Source organism: Klebsiella sp. 28, from assembly GCF_018223905.1.
GTDB lineage: Bacteria > Pseudomonadota > Gammaproteobacteria > Enterobacterales > Enterobacteriaceae > Klebsiella > Klebsiella pneumoniae.
In genome coordinates this window covers 1-17,753 of the sequence record NZ_JAGRQY010000143.1, presented here as the reverse complement: position 1 = coordinate 17,753, position 17,753 = coordinate 1, and the positions used below count along the sequence as shown (strand labels likewise).

General features: G+C 57.5%; 18 protein-coding genes. 14 read left to right on the top strand and 4 right to left on the bottom strand.

Translation table 11 applies throughout. The features are described from left to right. Positions 1–346: tryptophan synthase subunit alpha (trpA, locus tag KHQ28_RS22215; protein WP_211777684.1), on the top strand; the 346-nt coding region annotated here is incomplete at its 5' end. A 3-nt stretch (positions 347–349) separates the two neighbouring features. On the opposite strand, the gene KHQ28_RS22210 is transcribed toward trpA, so the two are convergent. Then, a complete protein-coding gene (locus KHQ28_RS22210; RefSeq protein ID WP_015958227.1) occupies positions 350–832 on the bottom strand; it encodes a MarR family winged helix-turn-helix transcriptional regulator in 483 nt (160 codons plus the stop codon). A gap of 74 nt (positions 833–906) precedes the next feature. Here KHQ28_RS22210 and KHQ28_RS22205 point away from each other — a divergent pair, with 74 nt between their 5' ends. The 3 genes from KHQ28_RS22205 to ybiX all read left to right on the top strand — a co-directional run bounded on the left by KHQ28_RS22205 (position 907) and on the right by ybiX (position 5,567). Further along, positions 907–1,854 (top strand): zinc-binding alcohol dehydrogenase family protein, encoded by a 948-nt coding sequence (locus KHQ28_RS22205; RefSeq protein WP_032419067.1) that lies wholly within the window; start codon positions 907–909, stop codon positions 1,852–1,854. A gap of 701 nt (positions 1,855–2,555) precedes the next feature. Then, complete coding sequence (locus tag KHQ28_RS22200) at positions 2,556–4,841, top strand: catecholate siderophore receptor Fiu (protein ID WP_004176501.1); 2,286 nt, start codon at positions 2,556–2,558, stop codon at positions 4,839–4,841. Between the two features lie 48 nt (positions 4,842–4,889). Next, positions 4,890–5,567, top strand: coding sequence for a PKHD-type hydroxylase YbiX (gene ybiX, locus KHQ28_RS22195; RefSeq protein WP_004140326.1), 678 nt, complete (start codon positions 4,890–4,892; stop codon positions 5,565–5,567). An 84-nt stretch (positions 5,568–5,651) separates the two neighbouring features. Here ybiX and ompW read toward each other — a convergent pair whose 3' ends face one another. Then, positions 5,652–6,290 carry an outer membrane protein OmpW gene (gene ompW, locus KHQ28_RS22190; RefSeq protein ID WP_002901634.1) on the bottom strand — a complete coding sequence of 213 codons (639 nt, stop codon included), beginning with the start codon at positions 6,288–6,290 and terminating at the stop codon, positions 5,652–5,654. A 269-nt stretch (positions 6,291–6,559) separates the two neighbouring features. On the opposite strand from ompW, the gene KHQ28_RS22185 reads away from it, so the two are divergent. The 5 genes from KHQ28_RS22185 (at position 6,560) to yciA (ending at position 11,289) form a co-directional block, all read left to right on the top strand. Next, positions 6,560–6,973 carry a YkgJ family cysteine cluster protein gene (locus KHQ28_RS22185; RefSeq protein ID WP_002901633.1) on the top strand — a complete coding sequence of 138 codons (414 nt, stop codon included), beginning with the start codon at positions 6,560–6,562 and terminating at the stop codon, positions 6,971–6,973. 25 nt (positions 6,974–6,998) lie between these two features. Beyond that, positions 6,999–7,742: a YciC family protein gene (locus tag KHQ28_RS22180; protein WP_002901632.1), complete on the top strand. Its 744-nt coding sequence runs from the start codon at positions 6,999–7,001 to the stop codon at positions 7,740–7,742. Between the two features lie 54 nt (positions 7,743–7,796). After that, positions 7,797–8,336, top strand: coding sequence for a septation protein A (locus tag KHQ28_RS22175; protein WP_002901631.1), 540 nt, complete (start codon positions 7,797–7,799; stop codon positions 8,334–8,336). A 271-nt stretch (positions 8,337–8,607) separates the two neighbouring features. Next, entirely contained in the window at positions 8,608–10,791 is a 2,184-nt protein-coding gene (locus KHQ28_RS22170; RefSeq protein WP_004179434.1) for a TonB-dependent siderophore receptor, read from the top strand. A 99-nt stretch (positions 10,792–10,890) separates the two neighbouring features. Beyond that, complete coding sequence (gene yciA / locus KHQ28_RS22165) at positions 10,891–11,289, top strand: acyl-CoA thioester hydrolase YciA (protein WP_002901629.1); 399 nt, start codon at positions 10,891–10,893, stop codon at positions 11,287–11,289. Positions 11,290–11,318: 29 nt separating this feature from the next. On the opposite strand, the gene KHQ28_RS22160 is transcribed toward yciA, so the two are convergent. After that, positions 11,319–11,855, bottom strand: coding sequence for a YniB family protein (locus KHQ28_RS22160; RefSeq protein WP_002901627.1), 537 nt, complete (start codon positions 11,853–11,855; stop codon positions 11,319–11,321). 188 nt (positions 11,856–12,043) lie between these two features. On the opposite strand from KHQ28_RS22160, the gene hxpB reads away from it, so the two are divergent. From hxpB to KHQ28_RS22140, 4 genes are all read left to right on the top strand, one after another. Next, entirely contained in the window at positions 12,044–12,712 is a 669-nt protein-coding gene (gene hxpB / locus KHQ28_RS22155) for a hexitol phosphatase HxpB (RefSeq protein WP_004140335.1), read from the top strand. Positions 12,713–12,861: 149 nt separating this feature from the next. Beyond that, entirely contained in the window at positions 12,862–13,623 is a 762-nt protein-coding gene (gene kduD, locus KHQ28_RS22150; RefSeq protein ID WP_002901621.1) for a 2-dehydro-3-deoxy-D-gluconate 5-dehydrogenase KduD, read from the top strand. A gap of 91 nt (positions 13,624–13,714) precedes the next feature. Next, entirely contained in the window at positions 13,715–14,305 is a 591-nt protein-coding gene (locus tag KHQ28_RS22145) for a metal-dependent hydrolase (protein WP_002901611.1), read from the top strand. Between the two features lie 135 nt (positions 14,306–14,440). Then, complete coding sequence (locus tag KHQ28_RS22140) at positions 14,441–15,832, top strand: L-cystine transporter (RefSeq protein ID WP_004151918.1); 1,392 nt, start codon at positions 14,441–14,443, stop codon at positions 15,830–15,832. A 59-nt stretch (positions 15,833–15,891) separates the two neighbouring features. On the opposite strand, the gene cedA is transcribed toward KHQ28_RS22140, so the two are convergent. Beyond that, entirely contained in the window at positions 15,892–16,146 is a 255-nt protein-coding gene (gene cedA, locus KHQ28_RS22135; RefSeq protein ID WP_008807754.1) for a cell division activator CedA, read from the bottom strand. A gap of 190 nt (positions 16,147–16,336) precedes the next feature. Here cedA and KHQ28_RS22130 point away from each other — a divergent pair. Next, positions 16,337–17,753 (top strand): catalase (locus tag KHQ28_RS22130; RefSeq protein ID WP_211777683.1); only part of this gene is annotated, 1,417 nt, incomplete at its 3' end.

Here is a 17,753-nt window from a genome sequence, read left to right as displayed (position 1 = left end):
GCCCAATGCGGATGACGATTTACTGCGCCAGATTGCCTCTTATGGCCGCGGCTACACCTATCTGCTGTCGCGCGCCGGAGTGACGGGTGCGGAAAATCGCGCCGCGCTTCCGCTGCACCACCTGGTGGAGAAGCTGGCGGAATATCACGCCGCGCCGCCGCTGCAGGGCTTTGGTATCTCCGCGCCGGAGCAGGTGAGCGCCGCCATTGACGCCGGAGCCGCCGGGGCTATCTCCGGTTCCGCCATCGTCAAAATCATCGAACGCCACCTCGATGAGCCGCAGACCATGCTCGACGAGCTGAAAGCCTTCGTCCAGAGCCTGAAGGCAGCGACCAAAACCGCCTGACCATCAGCCGCCTGGCATCGCGCCAGGCGGCGATGATTTCTGCAAACTGTCGGCGTATTTGCGCGTTAAGCGAAACAGCGCCTGCACTTCATCTTCCGGCCACTGCGCCAGCACCTGATTCATTAACCGCCGCCGCGCTACCGCAATACTGTCGATCATCTGTTGTCCGCTGGCGCTAAGCGTCACTTCGCTGATCCGTCGATCATGACGGTTCGGTTGCTTACAGGCGAGTCCCTGGGCTTCCAGTTTTTTCACCTGGCGGCTGACGGTGGTGTAATCGCGCCCTAAATGATCCGCCAGCTCAACCACTCCCACCGGGCCATGGCGCCCTACTGCCACAAGCAGCGGAAACAGCATCTGTTCCAGCTGGATGCCGGCTGCCTGCAGGATCTGCTCATCGCGCAGCGGCTGGTTCATTACGCTGATGATATCCAGCAGCGCGCCGTGAAAGTCGGTAATGTCGTAGTCATTATGTGCATCTTGCATATATTAATTTTCCGCGTATAGTGCTGCAAAACAATATGTGTATTTTACACATAATTCCCGACAGGAGATAATTTATGAAAGCAGCCGTGGTTTTTGACCTCGCAGAAGGCCCGGTTTGTGCCGATTTTATCGACCCGCAGCCCGCGCCCGGCCAGACGCTCATTGACGTCCGCGCCGCCGCGATAAGCCATGTGGTTAAGGCCCGGGCATCCGGACGCCATTACAGCTTCGACGGCAATCTGCCCTTTGTGCCCGGTATCGATGGCGTCGGCACCACACCTCAGGGTCAGCGCGTCTACTTCGCCTTCCCCACCGCCCCCTTCGGCAGTATGGCGCAGCGGGCGCCGGTCGCCCTGCAGAATTGTCTGCCGCTGCCGGATGCGCTCGATGATATCCAGGCGGCGGCGATGGCCAACCCCGGTATGTCCGCGTGGGCATCGCTGGTGACACGCGCCCAGCTTCAGGCCGGCGAAACGGTGCTGATTAATGGCGCCACCGGCAGCGCCGGTCAGTTGGCGGTACAGATTGCCCGCTATCTGGGAGCGAAAAAAATCATTGCAACCGGACGGAATGCGCAGACGCTGGCGGCGCTGGACGCCGATGAGTGTATTAAGTTAACCGCTGATGATAAAACCTTGAGCGGGCAATTTTCAGCGGTCAGCGCCGCGCAGATCGATGTGGTCATCGATTACCTGTGGGGACATAGCGCGGAATTATTATTGCCGGCACTGGCGAAATATACCTCTGCCGGCAGTCCGGTGCGCTATGTGCAGGTGGGTTCCCTGGCTGGCGCCGATATCGCGTTAAATGGCGCAGTGCTGCGTTCCGCCCCGCTCCTGCTGATGGGCAGCGGGATCGGTAGCCTGTCGGTATCGCAACTGCTGGCGGCGACCGGTGAAATGCTGCAGGCGGCGGTGCCGGGGAAATTGACCATCGCCACCACCCCGCGGCCACTGCAGGAGATCGCGGCGGCCTGGCCGCAGGACGACAGCCAGAAGCGCACGGTTTTCACCCTCGGATAAAAAATCGCTTCCGCACAAAAGATGGGGTTGATATCTTAAATGAGAAATATTATCTTTCTCATTACTGAATAGTTGAGTAAATCACTCGGGTATTCAGTACGACATTGCTCACATTGCTTCCAGTATTTTTGCCCGCACTTGTGCGGGCTTTTTTTTACTCGCGACACACCTCACGCACCCGCTGCCGCAGCCAGCAGTGGCCCGGCGCCTGCTCCAGACGACATACGGCGCGGCATTGTTCTCCGTCACGCGGCGGGAGAACGCTCGCTGGTCGTCCCCCCAATAACGCGGTCGCGGAACAGTGCCTGCAGAGGGATCGGTGGGCCGCTTTTTTTCATTACACCAATTTCCAGAACGGCGTTCTCCTCGCTCAGAAGGAGGGCATCTTTTATGCCAAAAACCACGAAGCGCCGGGTTAGCCCTAGCGCCTGTCACCTCGCGGAGCGGCCTGTCACCGGCCTCTTCCAGCCGCTCTTTTGCTTCATCCCCGCCCTTTTCGTTCAAAATTTATGAACTATGTAAATCGCGATGAAGAAATATGTTTAAACGTCAACTTTTCTATGTAAATATTAAGGCAAATGATAACCATTCTTTTTATCATTTATAGAATCACACCGGGTCAGCGCAAGCCAGACGACGAATAACGTCGCTTTTGCGCGGTGTGATATGTGCTCATAACAAAAAATAAGCCTGCATTTATCATGGAAAAAAACGCCTCTCTGCCTTTCGGCAGTTTCAACTCATTGGCATTGTTTACAGGTCTGTGTCTGGGAGCCTCGCCGGCAGCAGGCATCGCAGCGGAAAATTCGGTCAAAAATAGTGAAGAGACGCTGGTAGTGGAAGCCGCTCCGCCTTCACTCTACTCCCCCGGCGCTTCCGCCGATCCCAAGTTCAATAAACCGCTGGTCGATACCACCCGCACCATCACCGTGATCCCGGAACAGGTGATTAAAGATCAGGGCGTCACCAACCTGACTGACGCCCTCAAAAACGTTCCCGGCGTGGGGGCGTTTTATGCCGGGGAGAATGGCAGCTCAACCACCGGGGATGCCATCTTTATGCGCGGCGTGGATACCTCTAACAGCATCTATGTGGACGGCATTCGCGACATCGGCAGCGTGACGCGCGATACCTTCAATACCCAGCAGGTGGAAGTCATCAAAGGGCCCGCCGGCACGGACTATGGCCGCAGCGCGCCCTCCGGCTCGATCAATATGATCAGCAAGCAGCCGCGCCTTGACTCCGGGATCGACGGCTCGGCCAGCATCGGCAGCGCCTGGTCGCGCCGGGGCACTCTCGACCTGAACCAGGCGTTTAGCGACAACGCTGCGTTCCGTCTGAACCTGATGGGGGAAAAAACCCATGACGCTGGTCGGGACCGCATTGAAAACGAACGCTATGGCATCGCACCGTCGCTGGCCTTCGGCCTTGATACCCCAACTCGTCTGTATCTGAACTATCTGCACGTCCGGCAGAACAACACCCCGGATGGCGGGATCCCTACCGTCGGCCTGCCGGGCTATTCGGCGCCTTCGCCGAAGTATGCCGCACTCAACTCCGCCGGGAAGGTCGATACCAGCAATTTCTATGGCACCGACTCCGATTACGATAAATCTACTACCGACAGCGGTACCCTGCGCTTCGAACACGATCTGACGGAGAATACCACCGTGCGCAATACCACCCGCTGGTCGCGAGTGAAACAGGAGTATCTTTTGACCGCGGTGATGGGCGGCGCGAACAATATCACCGCCCCCGATATCAATGACGTCAACACCTGGAGCTGGTCGCGTCTGGTTAATACCAAAGATGTCAGCAACCGCATTCTGACCAACCAGACCAATATCACCTCGACTTTCAATACTGGCTCGATAGGCCATGACGTCAGCGCCGGCGTGGAGTTTACCCGGGAAAACCAGACCAACTATGGCGTTAACGCCAGGACCGCGCCGGCGGTGAATCTCTACCATCCGGTGAGCAACCTGTCGATTGGCGGGCTGGACAGAAACGGGGCGAACGCCAACGGCCAGACCGATACCTTCGGGATTTATGCCTTCGATACGCTGACGCTGACCGAGCGGATTGAGATCAACGGCGGGCTGCGTCTCGACAATTACCATACCAAATATGACAGCGCCACCGCCTGCGGCGGCAGCGGACGCGGGGCTATCGCCTGCCCGCCCGGACAGTCGACCGGCAGCCCGGTCACCACTGTCGATACCGCTAAATCCGGCAATCTGGTTAACTGGAAAGCCGGGGCGCTGTACCGCTTAACCGAGCAGGGCAATGTCTACGTCAACTACGCCATCTCACAGCAGCCGCCGGGAGGCAGCAGCTTCGCCCTGGCCGCCAGCGGCAGCGGCAACAGCGCTAACCGGACCGACTTTAAGCCGCAGAAGGCGAAATCCAGCGAGCTGGGCACCAAGTGGCAAATCTTCGACAACCGTCTGCTGCTCAGCGCGGCGTTATTCCGCACCGATATTGAAAACGAAGTGGCCGCCAACGATGACGGAACCTGGTCGCAGTACGGCAAAAAGCGCGTGGAGGGGTATGAACTCTCCGCGACCGGAAACCTGACCCCGGACTGGACGATTATCGCCGGCTACACTCAGCAGCATGCGACAGTGACGGAGGGACAGAACGTAGCGCAGGATGGATCTTCCGCCCTGGCCTACACCCCGAAACATGCCTTTACGCTGTGGACGCAGTATCAGGCCACCAGCGATCTGTCCGTCGGCGGCGGTGTGCGCTATGTCGGAAGCCTGCGCCGGGGCAGCGATGGTGCAGTTGGTACCCCGGATCACACCGAGGGCTACTGGGTTGCCGACGCCAAACTGGGCTATCGGGTCAACAGCAACCTCGATCTGCAGCTCAATATGTATAACCTGTTTGATACCGATTACGTGGCCTCCATCAACAAGAGCGGCTATCGCTATCATCCGGGCGAACCCCGGACCTTTATGCTGACGGCGAACGTCCATTTCTGAGTCTGCGCGTGGGGCCGTTGCGCCCCACCTTTTAGAGAGAACACCGCGATGATGTATCACATTCCTGACGTGCTATCGACAGACCAGGTGGCGGAATTTACCCGGCAGCTGGCGCAGGCCGAGTGGGTCGACGGGCGGGTTACGGTGGGTAGCCAGGGGGCGGCCGTCAAACAGAACCAGCAGATCGATACCCGAACGCCGCTGTATGCCCGCCTGCAGGCCGCTGTGCTCGATATGCTGCGCGGCCATCCGCAGTTTTTTTCCGCCGCGCTGCCGCGGACGATTTCCGCGCCGTTGTTTAACCGCTATGGGCCAGGGGAGACCTATGGTTTTCACGTCGATGGCGCCGTTCGCCAGAACGGCGAGGCGGGCTGGATGCGCACTGATCTGTCAGCGACGCTGTTCCTTTGCGATCCGGAGAGCTATGAGGGTGGCGAACTGGTGATTGAAGACACCTATGGCCAACATCGGGTGAAGCTCCCGGCCGGGCATCTGGTGCTCTATCCCGCCAGCAGCCTGCACTGCGTCACCCCGGTCACCCGCGGCGTACGCCAGGCCTCTTTCCTGTGGATCCAGTCGATGGTCCGTGACGATAAGCAGCGTGCGATGCTTTACGACCTGGACCGCACCATCCAGTCTCTGAAGGCCCGCTTTGGCGACGGAGAAGAGGTCCTCTCCCTGCTCAACATGTATCACAATCTGCTGCGCCAGTGGACGGAAGTGTGATCCGCTGTTGATGACAGAGGCTTGCGGCAGACAGGTGTGACGAGACAATGAACTGGCCATCCGTTGGCCAGTTTACAGAAGAATTTAGAACCGATAGCCTGCGGAGAACATAAACACCCACGGATCCAGACGGGTGCTGACTTTCTGGTCCACGCCGCCGGCTTTGAATTTCACATCGGTATCGATATCCATGTACCACACCGACATATTCAGCAGCCAGTCGCGGTTAATCAGATAATCGAGGCCGACCTGCCCCGCCGCGCCCCAGGAGTCCTTCAGGCTCAGATCGGAAAGCCCGGCCGCCTTGCCGGTGTCGTTAAAGTCTTCATTAAAGAAGGTGGTGTAGTTGATACCGGCCCCCACGTACGGGCGCACCTTGCTTTGCGCATCGCCAAAGTACCACTGCGCCATCAGGGTGGGCGGCAGCTGATGGACGGTGGCGATAGTCCCGGTTGGCCCGGTGCCGACCTTATGGCGGAACGGCGTCGCGGCAAGCAACTCCACGCCAATGTTATCGGTCGCCATATAGGTAAAGGTTAAACCCAGCTGGGTATTGTTACTGACGTTGAAACTGCCAAGGCTGCCTAACACATTGTCAGAGCCCTCCGTCGGTCGGACGGTGGCGGTCCCGGCACGAATGAAAAACTCCCCCGCCTCATGCGCCCAGACGCTGCCGGTAGAAAGCGTGCCAAGAATCAATGCCGCCGCTGCTAACTTCTTCATATCCACTTCCTCATTATGGTTTTTCAGCGCGGCCAAATATACCTATAACGAGTTACGTTTGATCTGTTTTAGATCACACTAAGTCCTCAGATTTAACATTTATTGATCCAGATTAATTTTCGCTACCGATCGCAATGCCTTGAATTGTTCGCACATCAATTTTCACTTTTCGCCCAAAAATTTATTTCTGCCCCTCTTGCCGACGCTGAGGCGGCTGGATAAGTTAACTGCCGACAATCTGTGTTGATGCGTTTTTTTCAGGTGTAATTATGAGTGAAATCAACCCGTGCATGACGTGCGGTGCCTGTTGTGCGTATTTTCGAGTCTCTTTCTACTGGGCGGAAGCCGACGACGCGGGCGGCCTGGTGCCCTCCGCGCTGACCGAACCGCTGACCCCTTTCCTGCGCTGCATGAGCGGCACCAATCAGCGCCAGAGCCGCTGCGCGGCCCTGTCTGGCGATATCGGCGATGCCGTTCACTGCACTATTTATGAAAACCGGCCTTCGCCGTGTCGCGAATTCGCCATGTCCGGGGAAAATGGCGAGGAAAACGATGCCTGCAACCGGGCGCGGGCGCGCTACGGCCTGCCACCATTGCGGCCTCTTTACAAAGATATACCTGCCCTGACCGGCGCAGAGAGTGCTACGACGGAACGATTTGCGGTACAATCGCCGGCTAGTTAACACCTGCGACACTCAAGGAGAATGCATGTCTATCACGGCGAAGTCCGTCTACCGTGACACCGGGAATTTTTTTCGTAATCAGTTCATTACTATTTTACTGATTGCGCTGTTGTGCGCGTTTATTACGGTAGTACTTGGCCATGCCTTTTCACCCAGCGACGAGCAGCTGTCGATACTCAGCGAAGGCGATAACCTCGCCGGTAGCGCCGGGCTGTTCGAGCTGGTGCAGAACATGACGCCGGAGCAGCAGCAGGTTCTGCTGCGCGCCTCGGCGGCATCAACCTTCTCGGGTCTGGTAGGTAATGCGATCCTCGTCGGCGGCGTCCTGCTGCTGATCCAGCTGGTCTCCGCCGGTCATCGCGTTAGCGCCCTACGCGCCATCGGCGCCTCGGCGCCGGTGCTGCCCAAGCTGCTGCTGCTGATCCTGTTCACCACCTTCCTGGTGCAGATGGGGATGATGCTGGTGCTGGTGCCCGGCGTGCTGCTGGCCATCGTGCTGGCCTTTGCGCCGATCATGCTGGTACAGGACAAAATGGGCATCCTCGGCGCCATGCGCAGCAGCATGCGCCTGGCGTGGGCCAATCTGCGGCTGGTGGCGCCGGCTATTATCGGTTGGCTGGTGGCGAAAACCCTGCTGTTACTGTTTGCTTCCAGCTTTGCCGCCCTGACGCCAAACGTCGGCGCGGTAGTGATTAATACCATCAGCAACCTGATTTCCGCCCTGTTGCTGATCTATTTATTCCGCGTGTATATGCTTATCCGCAGCTAATTTTAACCAGGACCGGGGCCTTCCCCGGTCCGTCCTGAAAGACGGGATCGATGTATGAAGCAGTTTCTGGATTTTTTACCGCTGGTGGTCTTCTTTGCCTTTTATAAGCTTTACGATATCTACGCCGCCACCACGGCGCTGATTGTGGCGACCGCCGTCGTGCTGATCTACAGCTGGGTGCGCTACCGGAAAGTGGAAAAAATGGCGCTGATCACCTTCGTGCTGGTGGCCGTCTTCGGCGGGTTAACCATCTTCTTCCATAATGATGAGTTTATTAAATGGAAGGTGACGGTGATCTATGCCCTGTTCGCCGGCGCGCTGCTGTTCAGCCAGTGGGTGATGAAAAAGCCGCTGATCCAGCGCATGCTGGGTAAAGAGCTGAGCCTGCCGCAGCAGGTCTGGTCGCGACTTAACCTGGCCTGGGCGGTGTTCTTTATTCTCTGCGGGCTGGCCAATATCTATATCGCCTTCTGGCTGCCGCAGAATATCTGGGTTAACTTTAAGGTCTTTGGTTTAACCGCCCTCACGCTGGTCTTTACCTTGCTGAGCGGGATCTACATCTACCGTCATATGCCGCAGGACGACCACCACTAACCCCTCCGCCGGCGCGCCATCGCGCGCCGCGCTCGCCCCCTATAAGCTTACTGCACTGGCAAACATTCCCTGCAACCACACAACCTCAGCGCATACGCTGACAGCTTCCCGGCCACACTGTGTAGGCTCTCTTCACGATTTCTCTCAACTGCATAAAAAGTTGCGGTAATTGTGAGGATTTTATGGAGATTCATCTCGTTACATTGTAATGATAATTGTTATCATTAATATTCTCGATCTCATTTTGCATTGTTTTGAAAAGGATATTTACATGAGATCGCCGCAATATTCTGTGCCCACGACCCTGGCGCTGGTCATATCCAGTCTCCTCGCCCCTAACGCCTTTGCTGAAGAATCAGAACAAGATACCGAAACGATGATTGTGCGCAGTACGGCGGAAGAGGCGCTTAAGCAACAGCCCGGGGTGTCGATTATCACGGCTGAGGATATTGCTAAGCAGCCGCCGGTCAACGATCTCTCAGACATCATCCGTAAAATGCCCGGGGTGAACTTGACCGGCAACAGCGCCAGCGGCAGTCGGGGCAACAACCGCCAGATTGATATCCGCGGCATGGGGCCGGAGAACACCCTGATCCTGATAGATGGGGTACCGGTCACGTCACGTAACGCGGTTCGCTATAGCTGGCGCGGCGAACGCGATACCCGGGGCGACAGCAACTGGGTACCTGCCGAAATGGTCGAACGGATTGAAGTTCTCCGCGGTCCGGCAGCCGCGCGCTATGGTTCCGGCGCGGCGGGCGGAGTGGTCAATATCATTACCAAACGTCCGACCAACACCTGGCACGGTTCGCTGTCTTTCTTCACCAACCAGCCGGAAAACAACAAAGAAGGCACGACCAATCGCGCTAACTTCAATCTCAGCGGCCCACTGGCCGGCGAGGCGCTGACGATGCGCCTGTATGGCAATATCAATAAAACGGAACCCGACGCCTGGGATATTAACCATGCGCAAAACGGCTCTTACGCTGCGGGGCGCGAAGGGGTCCGCAATAAAGACATTAACGCGCTACTGTCATGGAAAATGACCCCGCAACAAATTCTCGATTTCAGCTACGCCTATAGCCGTCAGGGGAATATCTATGCTGGCGATACCCAGTACAGCAACGGCAATCTTAGCCCGAACGGGCTGGTGGACTCCCTGTACGGCCACGAAACTAATCGCCTCTATCGCCAGTCCTGGGGACTGACCTACAACGGTCTATGGGATTGGGGCCAGTCCAAAGCCGGTGTTTACTACGAGAAAACCAACAATACCCGCCTGCAGGAAGGCTCTACCGGCCGCGTCGAAGGCATGATCAACAGTGAAGATTATGCCACCAGCCGTCTGGAATCCTGGCGTACTACCTCGGAATTCAATGTGCCTTTCTTCTGGCTGGCGGACCAGACGCTGACGCTGGGAATGGAATGGAACCATGATCAGCTCGACGACCCGGCATCGATGCAGGCCACTAACAGCAACGGCGAGACTATCCCTGGGACCTCGGGCGACCCTACGCAACGCAGTACCAAAAACAGCGCCACCCTCACCGGTATCTATCTGGAAGATAATATCGAAGCCGTGCCCGGCACCAACCTGATCCCCGGCATTCGCTTCGATTATCATAATCAGTTTGGCAGTAACTGGAGCCCCAGCCTCAATCTGTCCCAGGAGCTCGGCGATATGTTCACGCTGAAGGCCGGTATCGCGCGCGTGTTTAAAGCGCCAAACCTCTATCAATCCAGTAAAGGATATTTGCTCTCCACCCGCGGCAACGGTTGTCCAAACACGATCGCTGAAGGCAGCTGCTACCTGCTGGGTAACCCTGACCTCGACCCGGAGATCAGTATCAACAAAGAGATCGGTATCGAATTTAACCTTAATGGTTACGCTGCCGGAGTCACCTGGTTTCGCAACGATTACAAAAACAAAATCGTCTCCGGAACAGAGGTACTGGGCTATACCTCCAGCGGCAATAATATTTTGCAATGGCAGAACGGCGGCAAAGCCGTGGTCGAGGGGCTGGAAGGAAATCTGCTGATCCCGGTGCTGAGAGATGTCCTCAGCTGGCGGACCAATGCCACCTGGATGCTCAAATCTGAAAGTAAAGAGACTGGCAACCCGCTGTCGGTTATCCCGAAATATACCGTTAACACGATGCTCGACTGGCAGGTAAACGACGCCCTGTCTGCGAATGTGAACTGGACGCTTTATGGCCGTCAGAAGCCGCGTCAGTATGCGGAGATCCGCAACGAAACCGGGACCCTTGCCACCACCGAGGTTGGCGCCTATTCCATCGTGGGTATTGGTACTCAGTATCAGCTAAACCGGGATATTCGCCTGAATGCCGGAATAAGTAATCTATTTGATAAACAACTGTATCGCGAAAATGCCGGCGCCTCGACCTACAATGAGCCTGGCCGCGCGTATTACGCCGGCGTTACCCTCTCCTTCTGAACCACCGCGCCCGCGCCAGCGGGCGTATTCCCCTATTCTCACTGCGCTATTTTCATAGTAGCATCCCGCTGATCGTCTTTGACCACAACAGAGTAGAGCATGACAACAACAGATCTCGCCCCAAAGGGCGAAATGGTTTTACGCACCCTGGCAATGCCGGCGGATACCAATGCCAACGGGGATATTTTTGGCGGCTGGCTGATGTCGCAGATGGATATTGGCGGCGCCATTATGGCCAAAGAGATCGCCCAGGGTCGCGTGGTGACCGTGCGGGTGGATGGGATGACCTTTTTACGCCCGGTCGCCGTTGGCGACGTGGTGTGCTGCTACGCCCGCTGCGTGAAGCGCGGCAACACCTCGGTGACAATTAACATCGAAGTGTGGGTGAAAAAAGTCTCTTCAGAACCGATTGGCCAGCGCTACAAGGCGACGGAAGCGCTGTTTATCTACGTTGCCGTTGATAATCAGGGAAAACCACGTCCTCTGCCAGCGGAATAAGAAGGTGCCCGGCTTGCCGGGCACCTGACTTACAGAAAGCCCAGCAGCGAAAAGAAGAAGTAACCGATGACAATCACGATCACCGGCAGCACGTACAGTGGGAAATACTGCACCAGGATCGTATGGCGCGGTACCACAATGCGTTCAGCGAGCTGCTCGCGGGTTAACCCATCTGCGCCTTTGGCCTGCTCGAGGATCAGCTGATCCTCAATCCCCTCGCGGAGAAATTTCGCCTGCCGCGCCATTCGCGCGCCGGAAGCCTGCAGGGCCATGCCGACGAACACCAGAATGAAGATGATCCAGAAACCGATGTTCAGGCTATGGTGAAAATCCGGCAGCGGCGAGTTGTACCAGAAAAAGTTCAGGAACGGCGTGTTAAAGCGCATCATCTCAATCATCACGTGCGCAAAATCCATCATTACCGCATCAATGCCGGGTTTCTTTTCACTGTGCTCATACATAAATTTGAGCACAGAAATCAGCGTCGACAGCACGGCGGGAATAAAGATAACCCATCCTAAAATGCGTTTGATAACCGCTATGCGTCCAGCTTGTTGGTACGTCATGAGTTCCCCTTGTTAAAGACGCGTTGGTGGTTCGCCTGCTGCCTGTTGCGTGGCGCTGGCTTCCCTCGCTCCCCCGAGTATGTCGGGTATAAGTCTATCTGCCACGGCGAATTTCGCCCAATAATGCGCGGTATGATATACCATGATTGCCGATTCGTTTATCTGATTACGCAACAGGAGAAGGACATATGTCAGCGAAGCGCCGCATTGAGGCCGCGATATTTGATATGGACGGGTTGCTGATTGACTCGGAGCCGCTCTGGGATCAGGCGGAGGTCGAGGTCATGGAGAGCCTGGGAGTGGATACCCGTCGCCGCGATGAACTGCCCGACCTGCTCGGTCTGCGAATCGACCTGGTGGTGGATCTGTGGTACGCGCAGCAGCCGTGGCACGGCGTAGACCGGGCGGAAGCTACCGCGCGCATTATTCGTCGCGCCATTGAGCTGGTGGAAGCCTCACGCCCGCTGCTGCCGGGCGTACGCGAGGCAGTGGCCCTGTGTAAAGCTCAGGGCTTAAAGGTGGGCCTGGCCTCGGCCTCGCCGCTGATGATGCTGGAGAAAGTGCTCGATATGTTTGAACTGCGCGACCAGTTTGATGCTCTCGCCTCCGCGGAGCATTTACCCTGGAGCAAACCGCACCCGCAGGTCTACCTCAACTGCGCCGCTGCCCTGGGAGTCGACCCGCAGCGCTGCGTCGCGCTGGAGGATTCGGTCAACGGCATGATCGCCAGCAAAGCCGCGCGCATGCGGTCTATCGTGGTGCCGGAAGCGGAGAACAGCCGCGACCCGCGCTTTGCGCTGGCGGACGTCAAGCTTCCGTCACTGCTGGCACTCACTGCTGAGAACTTGCTCGGCTAAGACCGCTGGCGGGTGCAACAATCGCTGTCACGCCGCCAGCAACAAAATCAAAACATTGTTTCATTTTAATTGTAATTTTGTTTTCCTCCCTCTATGCTGGTCACAGGTGGCGTCATCGTACGCCAGTAGATCAGCTGACAGAGGTGAATATGGTACTGAACGCCTTCGACCTGACGGGTAAGGTCGCCATCGTGACCGGTTGCGATACCGGCCTGGGACAGGGAATGACGCTGGGCCTGGCGCAGGCCGGGTGCGATATCGTCGGCATCAACCGTAAAATTCCCCATGATACGGCCGCCCAGGTGCTGGCGCTGGGCCGCCGCTTTCACGCCATTCAGGCGGATCTCAGCCAAGAGAATGATATGAGCGGTCTGGTCGACCAGGCGGTGGCGGCGATGGGTCGGGTCGATATTCTGGTCAACAACGCCGGAATTATACGCCGCCATGATGCCCTGACCTTCACGGAAAGCGACTGGGACGCGGTGATCGACCTGAATCTCAAAGCGGTTTTCTTTCTCAGCCAGGCGGTCGCCAGGCAGTTCATTCGCCAGGGGGAAGGCGGGAAAATCATTAACATCGCCTCGATGCTGTCGTTTCAGGGCGGGATCCGCGTCCCCTCCTATACCGCTTCGAAAAGCGGCGTGCTGGGTTTGACCCGTCTGCTGGCCAACGAATGGGCTGGCCAGGGTATCAACGTCAACGCCATAGCGCCCGGGTATATGGCCACCAACAACACCCAGGCGCTGCGCGAAGATGAAGAGCGTAACCAGGCGATCCTCGAGCGCATTCCCGCTGGTCGCTGGGGAGTGCCGAAAGACCTGCAGGGGCCGGTGGTGTTTCTCGCCTCATCAGCGGCCGACTATATTAACGGCTATACGCTGGCCGTCGATGGCGGATGGCTGGCGCGCTGAGAGTTTGTGACAAAGAGTTACACCGTCACCTCTTCCGTACACTGTATAAAAACCCTATACTGTATGAATCGACAGTTTAGGGTGTGTTATCATGACGGCGGAAGGCCATCTCTTCTTTTCAATCGCCTGCGCAGTATTTGCCAAAAACGCAGAGTTAACGCCGGTGCTGGCGCAGGGCGACTGGTGGCATATTGTGCCCTCGGCGGTATTGACCTGCCTGCTGCCGGACATCGATCACCCAAAGTCGTTTCTTGGCCAACGGCTGAGCTGGATCTCAAAGCCCGTGGCGCGGGCCTTTGGCCACCGCGGCTTCACCCACAGCCTGCTGGCCGTCTTTGGCGCGCTGACGCTGTTCTATCTGAAAGTGCCTGACAGCTGGATTGTCCCGGCAGACGCTCTCCAGGGCCTGGTGCTGGGCTATCTCAGCCACATTCTCGCCGATATGCTCACCCCCGCCGGTGTGCCGCTGCTGTGGCCCTGTCGCTGGCGCTTCCGGCTGCCGATCCTTGCGCCGCGCAAGGGCAATCAGCTCGAACGCGCCTTGTGTATGGCGCTGTTCGTCTATGCCGTCTGGATGCCGCAGACGCTGGCGGACAACAGCGCGATACGCTGGTCATCCGGGGTGATCAATTCCCTGCAGATCACCTTCAATCGCTTTATAAGTCACCAGAGTGGGCGATAAAGCGGCGGAAAACGCCATTTGGTTATAACCCATTCCATTTGAATATAAGTCCTTGATAACGCCTTCTGCTAACCTTGCCGTCATAAGAGCTGGTTATCCACCAGCCCAGGTTATAAAAATATCAGGAGAACGGGGATGAACTTTCCATTAATAGCGAACGTAGTCGTGTTCGCCGTATTACTGTTTGCGCTGGGGCAAACACGCCATAAACAGTGGAGCCTGGCCAGAAAAGTGCTGGTCGGTCTGGCGACTGGCGTGGTCTTTGGTCTGGCGCTGCAGCTAATCTACGGGTCTGACAGCCAGGTGCTGAAGGATTCCATCCAGTGGTTCAATATCGTCGGCAACGGTTACGTCCAGCTGCTGCAAATGATTGTTATGCCGCTGGTCTTCGCCTCCATCCTTAGCGCGGTGGCCCGCCTGCACAATGCCTCGCAGCTGGGGAAAATTAGCTTCCTGAGCATCGGTACTCTGTTGTTCACCACCCTGATCGCCGCCCTGGTTGGCGTGCTGGTGACCAATATGTTCGGCCTCACCGCCGAGGGTCTGGTCCAGGGCAGCGCGGAGACCGCCCGTCTGAACGCCATCCAGAGCAACTATGTGGGGAAAGTAGCGGATCTCAGCGTCCCGCAGCTGATCCTTTCCTTCGTGCCGAAGAACCCGTTTGCTGACCTGACCGGGGCTAACCCAACCTCCATCATCAGCATCGTCATTTTCTCGGCGTTCCTCGGCGTCGCAGCGCTTAAGTTGCTGAAAGAGGATGTGGAAAAAGGCCAGCGCGTGCTGACCGCGATCGATACCCTGCAGGGCTGGGTAATGAAGCTGGTTCGTCTGGTCATGCAGCTGACCCCTTACGGTGTGCTGGCCCTGATGACCAAAGTGGTTGCCGGGTCGAATTTGCAGGACATCATCAAGCTTGGCGGCTTCGTGGTAGCCTCGTACATTGCGCTGGGTATTATGTTTGTCGTCCACGGCCTGCTGCTGGCGATTAACGGCGTCAGCCCGCTGAAGTACTTCCGTAAAGTCTGGCCGGTGATCACCTTCGCCTTTACCAGCCGCTCCAGCGCCGCCTCCATTCCGCTGAACGTTGAGGCGCAAACCCGTCGTCTCGGCGTACCGGAGTCGATTGCCAGCTTCTCCGCCTCCTTTGGCGCCACCATCGGCCAGAACGGCTGCGCTGGTATCTATCCGGCAATGTTGGCGGTGATGGTTGCGCCGACCGTGGGCATCAACCCGCTGGATCCGATGTGGATTGCCACCCTCGTGGGCATCGTCACCGTCAGCTCGGCGGGCGTCGCCGGGGTGGGCGGCGGCGCGACCTTCGCCGCGCTGATCGTCCTGCCGGCGATGGGCCTGCCGGTGACCCTGGTAGCCCTGCTCATCTCCGTCGAACCGCTGATCGATATGGGGCGTACCGCGCTGAACGTTAACGGCTCAATGACCGCCGGGACGCTGACCAGCCAGTGGCTGCGCCAGACCGACAAGTCGATCTTCGATAGCGAGGAAGAAGCCGAACTGGCGCATCGCTAAACGGCAAGCACAAAAAAAACCGCTGATCATTCAGCGGTTTTTTTATTTCTGCAGCCGACTCAGGCTTCAATCTCACCTTCCTGACGCACCTGGTTAGCCCAGCGCTGCGCCGACTCCGGCACGCTGAATGCCGGTGAGCGACGGAAATGCTCCCCCATCAGCAGAAAAGCGACATACTTCCCGCGCAAAATCCAGACATCGCGAAAATGGTCCATTTTCACGGCATGTTCCGGGGGCGCAGGCTCCACGCGCGGCACGTAGCTAATGACAGGGCGATTTTGTTGGCGCAATGGTTTCATAACAAATGGATTCACTAAACATAGCGGGAAACAGAAACCTCTATCATAGCCGATTGTGGCCCCGTTCGTCGCCCCTTCGCCGCCGATGCGAATTTTAGGATAACTCCCTGCCCCCTCGCCGGGCGCAGACAGCGTAATGTTCTATAGTTAGAAGGGTTTTGGTCTATCAACGACCACTTTTAGCAATGAAAGCAGGAGACGAGTAATGTCTGATAAGCACCCGAACCCTCACCAACAGCAGGCACCGGTCCACGACAGCGAGGAAGCGCAGCCGGGTCTCGATTCGCTGGCGCCGGACGATCGGGAGTGGCGCCCCACGCCGAAACCTACCGCTCCGGGCGTCGAACCCACCGCCCCAGGCAGCCTGAAAGCGCCCGATACTCATAACAGCAAACTGGATTCCCTGGAGGCGCAACGCAAAGGGGGGGAAGATTTTCCGCTGACCACCAACCAGGGCGTGCGCATTGCTGACGATCAGAATTCGCTGCGCGCCGGTAGCCGCGGCCCAACGCTGCTGGAAGATTTTATCCTGCGGGAGAAGATCACCCACTTTGACCACGAGCGTATTCCGGAGCGTATCGTTCATGCCCGCGGCTCTGCCGCCCACGGCTACTTCCAGCCCTACAAAAGCCTGGCTGCGTTGACTAAAGCCGATTTTCTTTCGTCAGCCGATAAAATCACCCCGGTGTTTGTACGCTTTTCCACCGTGCAGGGCGGCGCGGGGTCGGCGGACACCGTCCGCGATATTCGCGGCTTCGCTACCAAGTTTTACACTGACGAAGGGATTTTTGACCTGGTGGGCAACAACACACCGGTCTTCTTCATCCAGGACGCGATGAAGTTCCCCGACTTTGTCCACGCCGTGAAGCCTGAACCCCACTGGGCCATCCCACAGGGGCAGAGCGCCCACGATACTTTCTGGGACTATGTTTCCCTGCAGCCGGAAACGCTGCACAACGTGATGTGGGCGATGTCGGATCGCGGCATCCCGCGCAGCTATCGCACCATGGAAGGCTTCGGGATCCATACCTTCCGTCTGATTAATGCCGAGGGCAAAGCCACCTTCGTTCGCTTTCACTGGAAACCGGTCGCCGGCAAGGCGTCGCTGGTGTGGGATGAAGCGCAGAAGCTGACCGGCCGCGACCCCGATTTTCATCGCCGCGATCTATGGGAGGCCATCGAAGCCGGGGACTACCCGGAATTTGAGCTTGGCCTGCAATTGATCCCCGAAGAGAATGAATTTGCTTTTGACTTCGACCTGCTCGATCCCACCAAGCTGATCCCCGAGGCGCTGGTGCCGGTGCAGCGGGTTGGCAGAATGGTCCTCAACCGCAACCCGGATAACTTCTTTGCCGAAAATGAACAGGCGGCCTTCCATCCCGGACATATCGTCCCGGGCATTGATTTCAGCAACGATCCGCTGCTGCAGGGGCGTCTCTTCTCTTACACCGATACGCAAATTAGCCGCCTGGGTGGGCCGAACTTCCATGAAATCCCCATCAACCGTCCGACCTGCCCGTATCATAATTTCCAGCGTGACGGGATGCACCGGATGGACATTGACACCAATCCGGCCAACTACGAGCCCAACTCGATTAACGACAACTGGCCGCGCGAGACGC

Excerpts from the sequence above, each read along its gene's own strand:
- ompW (WP_002901634.1), bottom strand. The coding sequence starts at position 6,290 with ATGAAGAAGTTAGCAGCGGCGGCATTGATTCTTGGCACGCTTTCTACC.
- KHQ28_RS22145 (WP_002901611.1), top strand. The coding sequence starts at position 13,715 with ATGACGGCGGAAGGCCATCTCTTCTTTTCAATCGCCTGCGCAGTATTT.
- KHQ28_RS22170 (WP_004179434.1), top strand. The coding sequence starts at position 8,608 with ATGAGATCGCCGCAATATTCTGTGCCCACGACCCTGGCGCTGGTCATA.
- kduD (WP_002901621.1), top strand. The coding sequence starts at position 12,862 with ATGGTACTGAACGCCTTCGACCTGACGGGTAAGGTCGCCATCGTGACC.
- yciA (WP_002901629.1), top strand. The coding sequence starts at position 10,891 with ATGACAACAACAGATCTCGCCCCAAAGGGCGAAATGGTTTTACGCACC.
- KHQ28_RS22175 (WP_002901631.1), top strand. The coding sequence starts at position 7,797 with ATGAAGCAGTTTCTGGATTTTTTACCGCTGGTGGTCTTCTTTGCCTTT.
- KHQ28_RS22210 (WP_015958227.1), bottom strand. The coding sequence starts at position 832 with ATGCAAGATGCACATAATGACTACGACATTACCGACTTTCACGGCGCG.
- KHQ28_RS22205 (WP_032419067.1), top strand. The coding sequence starts at position 907 with ATGAAAGCAGCCGTGGTTTTTGACCTCGCAGAAGGCCCGGTTTGTGCC.
- ybiX (WP_004140326.1), top strand. The coding sequence starts at position 4,890 with ATGATGTATCACATTCCTGACGTGCTATCGACAGACCAGGTGGCGGAA.
- KHQ28_RS22160 (WP_002901627.1), bottom strand. The coding sequence starts at position 11,855 with ATGACGTACCAACAAGCTGGACGCATAGCGGTTATCAAACGCATTTTA.
- KHQ28_RS22185 (WP_002901633.1), top strand. The coding sequence starts at position 6,560 with ATGAGTGAAATCAACCCGTGCATGACGTGCGGTGCCTGTTGTGCGTAT.
- KHQ28_RS22180 (WP_002901632.1), top strand. The coding sequence starts at position 6,999 with ATGTCTATCACGGCGAAGTCCGTCTACCGTGACACCGGGAATTTTTTT.
- KHQ28_RS22140 (WP_004151918.1), top strand. The coding sequence starts at position 14,441 with ATGAACTTTCCATTAATAGCGAACGTAGTCGTGTTCGCCGTATTACTG.
- hxpB (WP_004140335.1), top strand. The coding sequence starts at position 12,044 with ATGTCAGCGAAGCGCCGCATTGAGGCCGCGATATTTGATATGGACGGG.
- KHQ28_RS22200 (WP_004176501.1), top strand. The coding sequence starts at position 2,556 with ATGGAAAAAAACGCCTCTCTGCCTTTCGGCAGTTTCAACTCATTGGCA.